This window comes from Arthrobacter sp. H5 (assembly GCF_000520595.1).
Lineage (GTDB): Bacteria > Actinomycetota > Actinomycetes > Actinomycetales > Micrococcaceae > Arthrobacter_D.
In genome coordinates this window covers 15,444-31,165 of sequence record NZ_KI914996.1, presented here as the reverse complement: position 1 = coordinate 31,165, position 15,722 = coordinate 15,444, and the positions used below count along the sequence as shown (strand labels likewise).

The window sequence follows — 15,722 nt, the reverse complement described above, 5'->3', positions numbered from 1 at the left end:
CGCCACCCGCCGCCGCATCGGCGTTCGGGCAACCGTCGACCTCGCCAATGCGGCCCTGGACGCGGGCGCCCCCGGCATTCACCTCTACACCTTCAATGAACACGCGGCGTCGTTGGAGGTCCTCGACCACCTGCAGCTCCGCCGCCCACCCATTCCCACCGGCCTGAGCCGGACAGCTTAAGAGAAAAGGACCCTCATGACCACCGCATTTCCCACAGCAACAATCGTCGGTTACCCACGCATCGGACCCCGCCGCGAACTCAAGAAGGCCATCGAGTCCTTCTGGGCAGATAAGTCCTTGGCCGCTGACCTGGAGACCACGGCAAACGGCCTTCGTCTCGCAACCTACCGCCGGCTCGCGAAGCTCGGACTGGACGCCGGCAATTCCTCCATCCCGGCGTCGTTCTCGCTCTATGACCAGGTGCTGGACACCGCCGTCGCCTTCGGTGCCGTCTCTGACCGGTTCAAGGACCTGTACGACGGCGACGGCCAGCTGGGACTCGACGCCTACTTCACGCTGGCCCGCGGCGATAAGGAGCGTCAGCCGCTTGAGATGACCAAGTGGTTCGACACGAACTACCACTATCTGGTTCCGGAGATCGGCCCGGAGACCGCCTTCTCGCTGGCCAACGATTGGATCCTCCGCGATGTCGCAGAGGCGGCCGAGGCCGGCTTCGCTGTGCGGCCCATGCTGATCGGCCCAGTGACGTTCCTGCTGTTGAGCAAGGCCGCTGACGAGGCACCCGCCGGCTTCAACCCGCTCAGCCGGCTCGACGACCTCCTGCCGCTCTACGTGGAGCTGCTTGCAAAGCTGTCGGCTGCGGGAGTGGAGTGGGTGCAGCTCGAAGAGCCTTCACTGGTGGCGGACCAGGCCCTGCCCGAAGCGGAGATTACCGCGGCCGTTCAGCGCGCCTACCGCGTGCTCGCCACCGAAGCCGCCGAACGCCCCGCGCTGCTGGTGACCACACAGTACGGCTCGCTCGGGTCCCTGCTGCCGGTGCTGGCCGCGACCGACATCGACGCCTTGCACATTGATGCCTTCAAGGGCGCCGTACCTGCCGCCGCTGACCTTGCCGGACTGGGTAACACCACCCTCGTCGCCGGAGTGGTTGACGGCCACAACATCTGGAAAGCCGATCTCGCAGCGTCGGCCTCCACAATCGCTGCGCTTGAAAAAGCGGTCTCCACGCTGGCCGTCTCTACCTCCACCTCGCTGCAGCACGTTCCCCACAATGTGGAGGACGAGCAGCAGTTGGATGCGCAGCTGCGCAGCTGGCTTGCCTTCGCCGACCAGAAGGTGCTTGAGGTTGTCACCCTGTCCAAGCTGATAGGCAACCCCGGCGCCATCGACGCGGAGATCGAAGCGGCCTCGGCCGTCCTGGCGTCCCGCGAAACCGGCGCAGGTGTGAAGCGAGCCGAGGTGCGGGACCGCGCTGCGGCCCTGACGCCGTCGGACTTTACCCGCGGCGACTACGCAACCCGCCTCGCTGCCCAGGACGAAGCACTTGGATTGCCTGCGCTGCCCACCACCACCATCGGATCCTTCCCACAGACGTCCGAGGTCCGCTCCGCCCGCGCGCGTGCCAACAAGGGCGACCTGACGGCAGAGCAATACGGGCAACTCATGAAGGACGAGATCAAGCGGGTCATTGACCTCCAGGAAGAGCTCGGCTTCGATGTACTGGTTCACGGTGAGCCCGAGCGCAACGACATGGTGCAATACTTCGCCGAGAACCTGGACGGCTTCGACGTCACGGTGCACGGGTGGGTCCAGTCTTACGGTTCACGCTGCACCCGTCCGTCCATCCTGTGGGGCGACGTCAGCAGGCCTGCGCCCATCACCGTCCCGTGGGCCGAGTACGCGCAGTCGCTGACAGCCAAGCCGGTCAAGGGAATGCTGACCGGCCCGGTCACCATCCTCGCCTGGTCCTTTGTGCGCGATGACCAGCCGTTGGGGGAGACCGCCAACCAGGTGGCGCTCGCGCTGCGGGATGAGGTCACCGACCTGGAAGCTGCCGGCATCAAGGTCATCCAGGTGGATGAGCCCGCGCTGCGCGAGCTTCTTCCGCTGCGGAACGCCGACCAGGCGTCGTACCTGGAATGGTCCGTCAATTCCTTCAAGCTGTCCACGGCATCGGCAGCCCCGGCCACGCAGGTCCACACCCACCTCTGCTACTCGGAGTTCGGCGCGATCATCGAGGCGATCGACGGGCTGGACGCCGACGTCACCTCCATCGAGGCCGCCCGGTCACGCATGGAGGTTGTTCACGACCTTGAGGACCACGGCTTCAAGCGCGGCGTTGGACCGGGCGTCTACGACATCCACTCTCCGCGCGTCCCGGGCCAGCCCGAGGTGTCGGAGCTGCTGGAGAAGGCGGTGCAGCATGTGCCGGCCCGTCAGCTGTGGGTCAATCCCGACTGCGGACTGAAGACCCGCGGCTACGCGGAGACCGAGGAATCTCTGCGCAATCTGGTGAACGCTGCCGTGGCGGTGCGCGCCCAGTTGGAGACAACCGTTTCCTAAGTTCGACCGCCTGACCGCGGCCCGCCTCCCTCACCCGGTGGCGGGCCGCCGTCGTTCCATCCGGACGCCTACACCCGTTTCGGGGCAATGCTCCGGTCTTTGAGGATGTCCGCCAGCTGGTCCATGAAGAGCCGCACCTGGGTGGTCTGCTTGCCTGCGATCTGCAGCGCGAAGATGCTTCGCGCCAAACGGATCTCGGGCACATCGAGCGCCACCACGCCGTCGGACTTATGCAGCATGGCCAGTTCGGGCACCAGCGCCGCGCCCAGACCGGCCGCGGCCAGTTCAAGGCTGGCGTTGAAGTCATCGCAGTGCGCCACCACCCGCGGATGCATACCGCAGCTTGCGAACAGCCGCTCGATGATGGTTGCGTCCGCCGTGCCGGGGTGATGCATGATCCACGGCATGTCCGCCAGCTGGCTCGCCGTCACCGAGGCGTCCGCGCTGATCCCCCAGGATTCGGGCAGGATCACACGGAAATTGTCGTCGCCGATCCACTGCCGGTTCACCGATGACGGCCAGGCGAGTCCGCCCTGACCCACCTGAAACACGAGCGCCAGGTCCAGATCGCCGCCGGTCCGCAGACCGTGGATCGCCTGCGACGGCTCAGCCACAAACACCTTCAGGCTGATGCCGAGCTTGCGCCATTCCGGCGTCCGCAGCAGGCGGGGTAACGCAAAAGTGGCAAGGCTGGGAAAGATTCCAAGCCGCAGCTCCTGGGTGGTCCCTGCATCTGCGCGGGCGGTGGCCGCCAGGAGGGTGTCGATGTCGGTGAGCACCTTGGCTGCATGGCGGGACATCACGACGGCGGCTTCCGTGGGAACGGCGCTGCGCGCCGAGCGCGCGAAGAGGGTCACGCCGGTGTCTCTCTCAAGGGCGGACATCTGCTGTGACACAGCAGACGCCGTGTAACCAAGCCGGGTTGCGGCGGCAGCAAACGATCCGTGCCGGATGACCTCCAACAGGGTCCGCAGATGTATCGGGTTGACCACTGTGCTGTCCTTTCGTGGATGGAGCCGAAGGCTGCGGGCACAGGCCTAAGGGCACTGCAATACCAATCCATCGATGTCCCGTCTCCGAACAATATCCGAACTATATTTACAGCAGGGCGATGCTTACGCACTCGCCGACACCTGTTGTGCCGGAGTGTGGAGGAGCCCAGATGACTACTGTCAACAATGAACCCATTTCCGCGTCGCGGCGGAGTGTGGCAGTTGTGGGCAGCGGTGTCGCCGGTTTGACCGCGGCGTGGGTCCTCAGCCGTCACAGCGCAGTGACGTTGTACGAGGCGGACGGCCGCGCCGGGGGTCACGCACACACCCACCCGATGGAGCTTTCCGACGGTTCAACCACGGGCGTGGACACCGGTTTCATCGTCCACAATGACCGCACCTATCCCACCTTGATCAGACTGTTCGAGGAACTGGGCGTCCAGACCCAGGAGTCGGACATGACCATGTCCGTCCGCTGCGACGGCTGCGGACTGGAGTATGCCGGCGCCAAGGGCCGCACCGGCGTTTTCGCCCAGCGGGGTTCCTTGTTCCGGGGCCGCTACCTGAAGATGCTTGGTGAGATCCTTCGGTTCCAGCGGAGCGCGCGCACCCTTTTGAGGGACACGGACAAGAACGACGACGACGGCATGACCTTGGGTGAGTTCCTCGCCAGGGGCAAATTCAGCCCCTACTTCACGGCGCACTTCATGACGCCGGTCGTGTCGGCCGTGTGGTCCTGTGATCCCGGCATGGCGCTGTCCTACCCGGCCCGCTACCTCTTCACTTTCATGCAGCATCACGGCATGCTGACTATCAAGGGTTCGCCGCAGTGGCGCACCGTGACCGGAGGATCGTCAGAATACGTGCGCAGGATCACCGAAACACTTGATGAGGTGCTGCTGGAGTGCCCCGTGACAGGCGTGCGGAAGACGGCCGACGGCGTCGTTATCACCTCCCGCGGCGAGGACCGCTTGTTCGATGCCGTGGTGATTGCCACACACCCGCATCAGGCGCTGACCATGCTGACCGATGCCACCGGGCTGGAGGAGTCGGTTCTCAGCGACCTACCGTATTCCGTCAACCACACGCTGTTCCACACGGACGAAGGTGTGCTGCCGCACGCGGACAATGCGAGGGCCTCCTGGAACTACCGGCTGCCCTCCTGCGACGCGAATCCTGACCGCGTGCTGGTGACGTATGACCTGACCCGGCTGCAGCGCCTCGAAGGAAAAACGAACCACCGTTTTCTGGTGAGCCTCGGCGAGGAGGACCAGATCGCCGCTTCCTCGGTGCTGCGGGAGATGACCTATGAACACCCGCAGTACACGCCGTCGTCGTTGGCTGCCCAGGCCCGCCTCGCAGAGTTGAGCGATGCTCAGGTGGCCTTCGCCGGCGCCTATCACGGCTGGGGATTTCACGAGGACGGCGCTCTTTCCGGTCTGCGGGCGGCGGAGCTAGTCGGTGGGTTCTGGGATCTTGACCCCCGGTCGGACGACGACCTAGCGGATGCCCTGCCATGATTCCGTATCTCTACGCGACCACTATCAAGCATGTTCGCCGCACTCCGCTGCGCAACGAGTTCACCTACCGCAGTTATAGCTGGTTTGTGGATCTGGAGAACCTGCCGCAGCTGCCCAGGCTGCTGCAGCCGTTTGCGGTGTTCTCAGCTGCCGATCATCTCGGTGATCCGGGCTCGTCCATCCGCGGTAACGTGCGCTCTTTTCTCAGGGCGCGCGGAATAGACGACGACGGCGGACCGGTCACCATGCTGGGAAGCGCCCGGGTGCTCGGCCACGTTTTCAACCCGCTGACGCTGTTCTGGTGCCACGCATTGGACGGCTCCCTGACGGCGGTGATCGCCGAGGTGCACAACACCTACGGTGAGAGGCACTGTTATCTGCTGGACGTGGACGGGCACGGTCGCGCGCAGACGGACAAGGAGTTCTACGTTTCGCCGTTCAACGATGTGTCCGGCACCTATGACATGCGCGTCCCCGAGCCTGATGAGCAGTTGAAGGTTTCCATCACCCTCCACCGCGACGATCAGGCACCTTTTGTCGCGGCTATGTCCGGTCAGCGGCTCCCGGCGTCGACCCGGAACGTTGTACGCATGATCACCGCAATTCCCCTCGCTCCGCTGCGTGCTGCCGCGCAGATCCGGTGGCAGGGCATCAAACTCTGGCTGCGCCGTCTTCCCGTGCGCACCAGGCCACATCATGAATCACAGGAGGCAGTGAAATGAGCACCACCGTTACCAGGTCCAGTGCGGACGTGGACCCGGAGTACTGGCCGGGCGTTGCGTTTGTTCCGTCAGGACCACGAAACAAGGTTGCGGCAGCGCTTGCCGAGAAGATCTTCTCCGCGGCGGTGAACCGCCTCCCGCTGCGGGTCATTTACGACGACGGCACGGTGCTGGGAGCCCGCCGCGGCGTAGCCAGCGGAACAAAGCTTCCCGAGATGCGCATCCACCGCCCGGCAGACTTCTTCGCCCGGCTGGGGGACAGCGGTCTGATTGGACTGGGCGAGTCCTACATGGCGCAGGAATGGACGGCGTCGGACCTGACCGAGGTGATTGAGGTGTTCGCGGCACAGGCCGCGCATCTGGTGCCTGTGCCGCTGCAGAAGCTGCGCGGCCTGTATCTGCCGAAGCCTCCGCGGAAGGAACGCAACTCGGCAGCGAATACGCGCTCCAACATCGCCCGCCACTATGACCTGTCCAATGACTTGTTCAAGCTCTTCCTCGAGGACACGATGTCCTACTCCAGTGCGCTGTTTGACGCCAATGGGCCGCGACTGCTGGACGTTCGGTGGGAGGACTTTCCCGATGCGCAGCAGCGGAAGATCGATCGTCTACTCGATCAGGCGGATGTGGGCGAGGGGACGCGGGTGCTGGAAATCGGCACCGGCTGGGGCGAGCTTGCACTGCGCGCGGCGCGGCGCGGAGCAACAGTGGTTTCAGTAACCCTGTCCAGCGAGCAGAAGGAACTTGCCGACGCACGGATCGCCGAGGCTGGTTTTTCCGATCAGGTAACGGTGGAACTCAGGGACTACCGCGCGGTGGAAGGCGAGTTTGACGCCATCATCTCCGTTGAAATGATCGAAGCGGTGGGGTACGAATACTGGGGCGTGTATTTCCAGACCATCGACCGGTTGCTGGCCCCAAACGGGCGGGTGGCAATCCAGGCAATCACCATGCCGCATGAGCGAATGATGGTAACCCGGCGTACCTACACCTGGATTCACAAGTACATTTTCCCGGGTGGGTTCATTCCTTCCGTGCGGGCAATCGAGGACATCACCGATCGGTACACCGGGCTTCGTGTCCGGGAGAGGCTCTCGATGGGCGACCACTATGCGCAGACGCTGCGCCTCTGGGAGGACCGCTTCCTGGCTCACCGCGACGAGGTGTCTGCCCTTGGGTTTGACGACGTCTTCCAGCGGATGTGGCACTTCTACCTGTGCTATTCGCGCGCCGGATTCCAGGCCGGGTATCTTGATGTCCAGCAGCTCATCTTTGACCGCCGCCCGTAACCAGGGATTTTCAGGAGCTTCAGTGACAGATACAGGACAGACCACGTATTCCACGGGAATTGACCGGGGCGTGGCCACGAAACTTGCCCGCATCCTTGAGCCCTTGGTCGGCGGTGAACTCCCGGTCCGGCTGACGGCGTGGGACGGAAGCGCAGCCGGCCCCGAGGATGCGCCCGACGTGCAGCTCAACAGTGCCAATGCGCTGCGCAGGTTGCTGTGGAGTCCGGGGGAGCTTGGCGCGTCGCAGGCCTATGTCACCGGTGAGGTGGATGTGCCGGGATCGCTCGAAGCGGCGCTGACCTATGTGTGGAAAGTTGTTGGTGAGCGGGGCCTCACCATGCCCAAGCTCAATCCGCAGCTGCTTCTCCACTTGACCAGGCTGGCCCGTGAACTGGACGTCTTTGGTCCGCCGTTGCCCGCGCCCCAGTCACAGGCGAAGATCACCGGCCGGCTGCACAGCCTGCTGCGTGACCGTGCAGCGATCAGTCATCACTATGACCTGTCAAATAGTTTCTATGAGCTGATCCTGGACAAGCAGATGGCCTATTCCTGTGCCTACTGGCTCTCCGACGATGCAGATTACTCGTTGGAGGATGCACAGCGGGACAAGCTTGACCTTGTCTGCCGCAAGGTGGGCCTGGACACGATGACTGATCAGCGTTTCCTCGACGTTGGGTGCGGCTGGGGATCACTGAGTCTGTACGCGGCCGAGCACTTTGGGGCCAAGGTCACCGGGGTAACCATCTCCCGGGAGCAAAAGGCGTTCATCGACCAGCGGATCGCTGAGCGCGGCCTGCAGGACAGGGTTGAGATCCGGCTCGAGGATTACCGCGATGTGCGGGACGGTCCCTATGATGCGGTCGCGTCGCTGGAAATGGGCGAGCACGTGGGGCAGTCCAACTACGGCGTCTACACCTCCACTCTGTTCCGCAACGTCAAGCCGGGTGGGAAGATGCTGATCCAGCAGATGTCCCGTCACGGCAAGCATCCCGGGGGCGGGCCGTTCATTGAATCCTTTATCGCTCCGGACATGCACATGCGCGCCGTGGGCGACACCGTGAACCTGATTGAAAACGCAGGGTTCGAGATTCTCGGCGTCCAGGCGATGCGGGAGCATTATGTGCGCACCATCGGTGCCTGGCTGCAGACGTTCGAAGCGAACTGGGATGCTGCGGTGGAGATGATGGGTGAAGAGATTGCCCGTGTCTGGCGGCTGTATCTGGTGGGCGGCATGATGACCTTTCGCGATGGCCGGATGGGTGTAGACCAGATCCTTTCCCAGCGGCCTGCCTGACGTTCCGACTCCAGTGTCACTTCCCCCGCCCCAGTTCGGAACGGCTCGCCAGGCGGGCACGGGCAACGGCGGACCTGATGCGGCTGCGGAGGGAGGCGTCGTCGTCGAAATCCTCCCAGCGAACACGCACAGACAACCAACCGTCCTCAATAAGGAGTGACTCGCGCCGCCGCTCCGCGAGAAGAACTTCGCGGGCGGTCGTGTTGTCTCCGTACTCGTCGAGGAGAACGGGGCCAGCGTGGCAACGTGGTGCGCCACAATCAGGTTGTGCCACCGAGCCATAGATGCCTTTGCGAACCCGCACGAGCGTCCCGTTCTGACAGCGAAGGCGGATCTGTTGATGAGACAGGCCTGACGCCCCCAGGGTGTTGTACGTCAATAAATTTCGTGCGGGAGAGTCCATTAACACAGCGTGAATCAGATCCGGTTCGATCCGGACCGTAGATTGCCGTATGTGGACACCCTCCGTGAATCGTGTCGTCTGTGGAGATCGGGTCGGTCATCCCAAGGGGTCGAACCCGAACGCCGAAGTCACCCCTGACGGTCGAGGTCATCCCGCGTGAGGGGTGACCCCGACCGTCAGGGGTGATCTCGGCCAAGAGATCCGTAGCGCCGCACCCGCGACACGCCGACAACCCCGCGACACGAACCCGTCTTGCCTGTGTGGACAGCGCTCCACACCCTGTGGATGACAGGTGTCAAAACCGCTCGGATCCGCGTATTTTTCCGGCCCGGACTGTGGATTTTCTGTGGACTAATTACCTAATGAATGACATACTTGTAATACATCATCTTGGGGTCGCAGCCATGGCCTTGCACTAGATGTAGTATCTAGATATCGAATCACTTGCTGGCGAGGCAACCGTTGTACCACTGGAAATTACCGGCTTGGTTACGCGACATGGGCCCACCAACATTGGAAGAATAAGCAGCAGATTACAAGGGGAGTAGGGACCATGACCGTTACGGTTTACACCAAGCCAGCATGCGTACAGTGCAATGCCACCTACCGGGCTCTGGACAAGAAGGGCATCACGTACCAGAGCGTGGATATTTCACAGGATCCGGCAGCACTGGAGCGTGTACGGTCACTCGGTTACATGCAGGCCCCTGTGGTTATCACCGAGAAGGATCACTGGTCTGGCTTCCGCCCCGACAAGATCAATGAGCTGGCCCAGGAATCGATCACGTCGGTCGCCTAGGCAAATTCGGCCGCGGGTAGCCAGCAGAGGCAGTTGGGAGGCCGGTGAACATGGCAACAGCAACCATGAATCGTTCGAATGCAGCAGGGCTGAATTCACCCGCCGGCAGCAGCCGGGGGAAGCAAACGGATGCGCCCCTGATTTACTTTTCGTCGACGTCGGACAATACCGCTCGCTTCGTGCGAAAATTGCCCATCCGCTCGGCCCGCATTCCGGTGCTGACAAAAGAAGACACGCTGGAGGCGCTCAAACCCTTTGTTTTGGTTCTCCCCACCTATGGCGGGGAGACCGGGAGAGGAGCGGTACCCAGGCAGGTGATCAAGTTCCTCAACAATGAGGGCAACCGGTCACGTATCCGCGGCGTGATCGGCGCCGGTAACACTAACTTCGGGGAAACCTATTGCCTTGCGGCGGATGTTGTCGCAGCCAAGTGCAAGGTGCCCGTCTTGTATCGATTTGAACTCATGGGAACGTCGGAGGACGTTGACCGGGTAACCCAAGGATTGGAAGAGTTTTGGACATGACTGTCGCAGGAACGGCTGTTTCGGAAACATCGACGGCGGAAGACCGCGCCCCGGTGCCTGCCCGCTTGGACGGGCTCGGCTATCACGAGCTCAATGCCATGCTCAATCTCTATGGCCCTCATGGCGAGATCCAGTTCGAGGCGGACAGGGAAGCAGCCCACCAGTACTTCCTGCAGCACGTCAACAACAACACGGTCTTCTTCCACGACCTCGAGGAGAAGCTCGACTACCTGGTGAAGAACGAGTACTACGAGCGCGAAACGCTCGACCAGTACACAATGAACTTCATCCGTGACCTCTACAACCGCGCGTACAAGAAGAAGTTCCGCTTTGAGACCTTTCTGGGCGCCTTCAAGTTCTACACGTCCTACACGCTCAAGACCTTCGACGGCAAGCGGTACCTGGAGCGCTACGAAGACCGCGTCTGCCTGGTTGCCCTGCACCTGGCCCGAGGCGACGAGCAGTTGGCAGTGCAGATGGTCGACGAGATCATCGAGGGCCGCTTTCAGCCGGCCACCCCCACCTTCCTCAACGCCGGCAAGCGCCAGCGCGGCGAGCTGGTCTCCTGCTTCCTGCTCCGCATCGAAGACAACATGGAGTCAATCGGCCGCTCCATCAACTCCGCCCTGCAGCTGTCCAAGCGCGGCGGCGGTGTCGCATTTGCGCTGACCAACATCCGCGAAGTCGGTGCGCCGATCAAACAGATCGAGAACCAGTCCTCCGGCGTCATCCCCGTGATGAAGCTTCTCGAGGACAGCTTCTCCTACGCCAATCAGCTCGGAGCCCGCCAGGGTGCTGGCGCGGTGTATCTGCACGCGCATCACCCGGACATCAACCGTTTCCTCGACACCAAGCGCGAGAACGCGGATGAGAAGATCCGCATCAAGACCCTCTCGCTGGGCGTCGTGGTTCCGGACATCACCTTTGAGCTGGCGAAGAAGGATGAGGACATGTACCTGTTCTCGCCGTTCGACGTCGAGAAGGTCTACGGCATGCCGTTCTCCGACATCTCTGTTACCGAGAAGTACTACGAGATGGTGGATGACGCCCGTATCAAGAAGACCAAGATCAAGGCCCGCGACTTTTTCCAGACCCTCGCGGAAATCCAGTTCGAATCGGGTTACCCGTACATCATGTTCGAGGACACCGTAAACCGGGCCAACCCGATTGACGGCAAGATCATCATGTCCAACCTGTGCTCCGAGATCCTCCAGGTCTCACAGCCCACCACGTACAACGATGACCTGTCCTACGCCGAGACCGGCAAGGACATTTCCTGCAATCTCGGTTCAATGAACATCGCCAAGAGCATGGATTCGCCGGATCTGGGTCTCACCATCGAGACCGCCATCCGCACCCTCTCTGCGGTGTCGGACATGTCCAACATCACCTCGGTGCCCTCCATCGCCAACGGCAATGACCAGTCCCACGCAATCGGGCTGGGCCAGATGAACCTGCACGGCTATCTGGCCCGTGAGCGGGTCCACTACGGCTCGGAGGAGGGCCTGGACTTCACCAACATCTACTTCTACACCGTGGTGTACCACGCGATCAGGGCCTCCAACCTGTTGGCGATGGAAACCGGCCGGACCTTCGGCGGCTTTGAGAAGTCCACGTACGCCAGCGGCGAGTTCTTCGACAAGTACACGCAGCAGGAATGGGCGCCGGCCACGGAGCGGGTGCGGGAGCTCTTCGAAAACGTCTCCATCCCCACTCAGGAGGACTGGCAGGCGCTGAAGGCTTCGGTGATGGAGCACGGTATCTACAACCAGAACCTGCAGGCCGTTCCGCCGACGGGCTCGATCAGCTACATCAACAACTCCACGTCCTCGATCCACCCGGTGGCGTCCAAGATCGAGATCCGTAAGGAAGGCAAGCTGGGGCGCGTCTACTACCCGGCCCCGTATCTGACCAACGACAACCTGGAGTACTACCAGGACGCGTACGAGATCGGCTACGAAAAGGTCATCGACACCTACGCAGCTGCCACGCAGCACGTGGATCAGGGCCTGTCCCTGACCCTGTTCTTCAAGGACACCGCCACCACACGCGACATCAACAAGGCCCAGATCTATGCATGGAAAAAGGGCATCAAGACCATCTACTACATCCGTCTCCGCCAGCTCGCGCTGGAAGGGACTGAGGTGGATGGCTGTGTCAGTTGCATGCTTTAGTTGTAGCTTCAACTAAATGTACGACGGCGGGTACCCGCCCGCCGTCGTACGCTTAACTTCACGAAGAACCCACCATTTAGGGGATGACATGACCGAGAAGGTCAAGCTGCTTAGCCACGTTGAAGCGATCAACTGGAACCGTATCCAGGATGACAAGGACGTGGACGTCTGGAACCGCCTGGTCAACAATTTCTGGCTGCCGGAGAAGGTGCCGCTGTCCAATGACGTGCAGTCGTGGAACACGCTGACTTCGGACGAGCAGCAGCTCACCATGCGCGTTTTTACGGGCCTGACGCTGCTGGACACCATTCAGGGAACCGTTGGTGCGGTCAGCCTGATTCCGGACGCGATCACACCGCATGAAGAGGCTGTATACACGAATATCGCGTTCATGGAGTCCGTGCACGCCAAAAGCTATTCGTCGATCTTTTCGACGCTGGCCTCCACCAAGGAGATTGACGAGGCATTCCGCTGGTCCACTGAGAACGAGAACCTTCAGAAGAAGGCCCGGATTGTCATGGACTACTACCAGGGCGACGATCCGCTGAAGCGCAAGGTGGCTTCAACCCTGCTGGAGAGCTTTCTCTTCTACTCCGGTTTCTATCTGCCCATGTACTGGTCTTCGCGGGCCAAGCTGACCAACACGGCGGACCTCATCAGGCTCATCATCCGTGACGAGGCCGTGCATGGCTATTACATCGGCTACAAGTTTCAGAAGGGCCTCGAGAAGGAGACTCCGGAGCGTCGTCAGGAGATCAAGGACTACACCTTCGAGCTGTTGTTCGAGCTGTACGAGAACGAAGTCCAGTACACGCACGACCTGTATGACTCCGTCGGCTTGGCCGAGGACGTCAAGAAGTTCCTGCACTACAACGCGAACAAGGCGCTGATGAACCTCGGCTACGAGGCCATGTTCCCGGCGTCCGTGACGGATGTGAACCCGGCTATCCTGTCCGCGTTGTCGCCGAATGCTGATGAGAACCACGACTTCTTCTCGGGCTCGGGTTCGAGCTATGTGATCGGTAAGGCTGTCAATACTGAGGATGATGACTGGGACTTCTAAGAGTTTCTCTTTGAGGCCCCGCCCAAAAGGGCTGGTCAGAGGCCCGGATCTGCGAGATTTCGCGGGTCCGGGCCTTTTTTGTGCCTTCTCCGAATGAACAGAGGAGGACAGAGATGAACATGAATATCCGTTCGGGGTGGCACGTGGATGGCACGCGCACACCTTCCAGATGGAAGCGGGGTGGCCTGCTGACCCGAATTTGGGAGCGGTACGTCACCGAGGCCTTGCCACTTCGTGCCACAGATGGCTCGATGGAGCTCTCGACATCCGCGGAATTACGCGGATGTTGGGACCTCTGCGGGTCGAGTGGCACGGAGTGGCACGACGGTCCATGAGAGTCCGTTCGAGTCCACGGGAGGGCATGATGAGCACAGTGAGGCGAGAGACGTGGGGGAGCCTGCGAAAGCTTCCTTCTGGTCGCTGGCAAGCACGGTATCCCGCACCGGACGGTGAGACTTACACGGCTCGGACTGAGGACGATCAGTCCTTGACGTTCCTCACGAAGACGGATGCTCGCACTTGGCTCGCCGCGGTGCACACGAAGATTTCCCTGGGGCAGTGGGAACCACCAGCAACGACCGCGGCGCGAAACCAACCCATATAACGACGCTATCCGGTCCAGCTCCTTGAGGCGCTCATGGCTCTACTCATCGGTATTTCAGCTTTCGCCGCTCTACTGGTTCCCGATACAGCAGGCACCGGCGCACTGTTCGCTATCGGCAGGCTGCTCTACGCGATCGGACGCCAGTTCCTCTTCCCCTGCGCAAGGGATCAAGAACGGCGAAAGGACGACTGACAACGATACTGTTCTCGTTCGCGGGGATACTGGCTGTTCTAAGCTATTCGATGTTCTTATGAACCGTGTTGAACCTGCCCTGGAGCAGCCCTTTGCGCAGCTTTTTTGAGGTGTGCTACTGATATGAGACATAGTTTGAATGGATTGTGTTTATGTATACTCGGCCAACGTATCCCGATGAGTTCAAGGCCGACGCCATTAAATTGGTAATTCCTTTGGACGCTCGCCGATGGCTGTTGCCCGGAGCTGGGGATCTCGGTGACCGCGCTGGAGCGGTGGGTGCGGCTGCACGACGAGGGCCATTCGGAGGGCGGCAGCAAACCGGATGATCCGGTGGACGCCAGCCAAATACAAGTCTTTGGAAGCACTGCTGCGCGAGGTTGAACGGGAGAACCTGTTCCTAAAAAATGTGCGGCGTTCTTCGCCAAAGAACAGCAGTAGAGTCCCTTACCGGCTTGTTCAGACGGAGAACGCCAACTTCCCGATCCAGTGGATGTGCATCGAGCACGGCATTGCCAGGGCCTCGTACTACCGGTGGCTGGCCAGGATGATGCCTGCGAGGATGCACAGCGCATAGAAGTTGAGGGTGACCAAACCAAGTTACGACTCGTTGGACGCGGATTCGATGAGCGCTTTGAGGGTGCTTTTTTCTGCAATGCCGAGTATCCGCGCCGAGATTCGGCCTTGTTTATCCAGTATCAGCGTGGTTGGCACTGCCTGTGGAGGGACCTGTGTGCTGAGCGCCAACAGGATTCTGCCGTCGGTGTCGAGCATGCTCGGATAGGAGATACCGAAGTTCCGCTCGAATGAGGTTGCTGTCGGTGCCTCATCACGGATGTTCACGCCGTAGAACTGCACGCCCTTGCCTGAGAACTCTTGGTAAAGTGCTTCCAAATCCGGTGCTTCCGCCCGGCAGGGTGCACAGGCTGCGTACCAGAAGTTCAGCACGGTCACTTGGCCCTGCAGGTCAGCGGTGCTGACCGTGCTTCCATCCATAAGGGATGCTTCAAGGGGTATGGGCTCCCCCCGGTCGCTGGCGGCGAACTCGGACACGGAGCCGTCCCCGGCGATGTAGTTTTTGTTGTCCCCGGCTGATGCTTGCTGGGCCAACGAATCCGGGGCCGCGCATCCGGCCAGGAACACCACGGAGGCGAGGGCGATAACGCCTACTGCACGGGCGGTCCTGCGTACCCTTCGCGGTGAAGTCTGTGATTGATTGATTCTGGCTGGTAGATTCCGACCCTTTGCGTGTGGCTGCATGATAGTTTTCTGCCCTTCGTTGCTCCGGTCCACCCGGGAATGTCGCTCACCGCGAGACTTGGTACTATCGTTCATAGTATCAAGGTGGGTTATGACTGTGCCCAGACTTTGGTCGAGTGAATGGCTCATAACAGGAGAAGTGGTTTATGGATTTAGTCGATGTGGCTGTCATCGCTGGCGGTCTTCTGGCGATCGGTTTTCTGGCGTGGTATTTTTTCGCTCCGCGCAGGGCCGAGGTGGCGTTAGTCCGCGCTGGTGTGCAGGTTGCCGATATTTCGGTCCGTGGTGGGTACTCCCCGGACTTGATCCGGGTCACGGCCGGCATCCCGGTCCAGCTCCGCTTTGATCGGCGGGACAACAGC

13 protein-coding genes and 2 pseudogenes are annotated in these 15,722 nt (G+C 61.4%); 12 read left to right on the top strand and 3 right to left on the bottom strand.

Annotated features, from left to right (window positions below; genetic code table 11):
• Nucleotides 1-181, top strand: a pseudogene (locus tag Y708_RS24525) (methylenetetrahydrofolate reductase); the annotation flags it as partial.
• 15 nt (nt 182-196) lie between these two features.
• Nucleotides 197-2,524, top strand: a complete 2,328-nt coding sequence (gene metE / locus Y708_RS0111560; protein WP_028280059.1) for a 5-methyltetrahydropteroyltriglutamate--homocysteine S-methyltransferase — start codon at nt 197-199, stop codon at nt 2,522-2,524.
• 68 nt (nt 2,525-2,592) lie between these two features.
• Here the strand turns inward: metE and Y708_RS0111555 are convergent, their stop codons facing one another.
• Entirely contained in the window at nt 2,593-3,516 is a 924-nt protein-coding gene (locus Y708_RS0111555) for a LysR family transcriptional regulator (protein ID WP_028280058.1), read from the bottom strand.
• 170 nt (nt 3,517-3,686) lie between these two features.
• Between Y708_RS0111555 and Y708_RS0111550 the strand changes: the two genes are divergently transcribed.
• The 4 genes from Y708_RS0111550 to Y708_RS24520 are packed head-to-tail and all read left to right on the top strand — an operon-like array spanning nt 3,687 to nt 8,341.
• Complete coding sequence (locus Y708_RS0111550) at nt 3,687-5,036, top strand: NAD(P)/FAD-dependent oxidoreductase (protein ID WP_051478928.1); 1,350 nt, start codon at nt 3,687-3,689, stop codon at nt 5,034-5,036.
• Entirely contained in the window at nt 5,033-5,758 is a 726-nt protein-coding gene (locus Y708_RS0111545; RefSeq protein ID WP_028280056.1) for a DUF1365 domain-containing protein, read from the top strand. The genes Y708_RS0111550 and Y708_RS0111545 overlap by 4 nt, the downstream gene beginning before the upstream one ends.
• Nucleotides 5,755-7,047: an SAM-dependent methyltransferase gene (locus Y708_RS0111540; RefSeq protein WP_028280055.1), complete on the top strand. Its 1,293-nt coding sequence runs from the start codon at nt 5,755-5,757 to the stop codon at nt 7,045-7,047. Before Y708_RS0111545 ends, Y708_RS0111540 begins: the two co-directional genes overlap by 4 nt.
• Nucleotides 7,048-7,069: 22 nt before the next feature.
• Nucleotides 7,070-8,341, top strand: coding sequence for an SAM-dependent methyltransferase (locus Y708_RS24520; RefSeq protein WP_253905791.1), 1,272 nt, complete (start codon nt 7,070-7,072; stop codon nt 8,339-8,341).
• Nucleotides 8,342-8,357: 16 nt separating this feature from the next.
• Here Y708_RS24520 and Y708_RS0111530 read toward each other — a convergent pair whose 3' ends face one another.
• Nucleotides 8,358-8,744 carry a type IV toxin-antitoxin system AbiEi family antitoxin domain-containing protein gene (locus Y708_RS0111530; protein ID WP_216699784.1) on the bottom strand — a complete coding sequence of 129 codons (387 nt, stop codon included), beginning with the start codon at nt 8,742-8,744 and terminating at the stop codon, nt 8,358-8,360.
• A 553-nt stretch (nt 8,745-9,297) separates the two neighbouring features.
• On the opposite strand from Y708_RS0111530, the gene nrdH reads away from it, so the two are divergent.
• From nrdH to Y708_RS29175, 5 genes are all read left to right on the top strand, one after another.
• Nucleotides 9,298-9,543, top strand: coding sequence for a glutaredoxin-like protein NrdH (gene nrdH / locus Y708_RS0111525; protein WP_028280053.1), 246 nt, complete (start codon nt 9,298-9,300; stop codon nt 9,541-9,543).
• A 65-nt stretch (nt 9,544-9,608) separates the two neighbouring features.
• The gene (gene nrdI, locus Y708_RS0111520) at nt 9,609-10,067 is read left to right on the top strand and encodes a class Ib ribonucleoside-diphosphate reductase assembly flavoprotein NrdI (RefSeq protein WP_028280052.1); all 459 of its coding nucleotides are present in this window, start codon (nt 9,609-9,611) and stop codon (nt 10,065-10,067) included.
• A 53-nt stretch (nt 10,068-10,120) separates the two neighbouring features.
• The gene (nrdE, locus tag Y708_RS0111515) at nt 10,121-12,241 is read left to right on the top strand and encodes a class 1b ribonucleoside-diphosphate reductase subunit alpha (RefSeq protein WP_028280051.1); all 2,121 of its coding nucleotides are present in this window, start codon (nt 10,121-10,123) and stop codon (nt 12,239-12,241) included.
• 88 nt (nt 12,242-12,329) lie between these two features.
• Nucleotides 12,330-13,304 carry a class 1b ribonucleoside-diphosphate reductase subunit beta gene (gene nrdF, locus Y708_RS0111510; RefSeq protein WP_028280050.1) on the top strand — a complete coding sequence of 325 codons (975 nt, stop codon included), beginning with the start codon at nt 12,330-12,332 and terminating at the stop codon, nt 13,302-13,304.
• 637 nt (nt 13,305-13,941) lie between these two features.
• Complete coding sequence (locus Y708_RS29175) at nt 13,942-14,100, top strand: hypothetical protein (protein WP_155853830.1); 159 nt, start codon at nt 13,942-13,944, stop codon at nt 14,098-14,100.
• A 600-nt stretch (nt 14,101-14,700) separates the two neighbouring features.
• On the opposite strand, the gene Y708_RS0111495 is transcribed toward Y708_RS29175, so the two are convergent.
• The gene (locus tag Y708_RS0111495) at nt 14,701-15,360 is read right to left on the bottom strand and encodes a TlpA family protein disulfide reductase (protein ID WP_081746729.1); all 660 of its coding nucleotides are present in this window, start codon (nt 15,358-15,360) and stop codon (nt 14,701-14,703) included.
• 146 nt (nt 15,361-15,506) lie between these two features.
• Here Y708_RS0111495 and Y708_RS29815 point away from each other — a divergent pair.
• Nucleotides 15,507-15,722, top strand: a pseudogene (locus tag Y708_RS29815) (cupredoxin domain-containing protein); the annotation flags it as partial.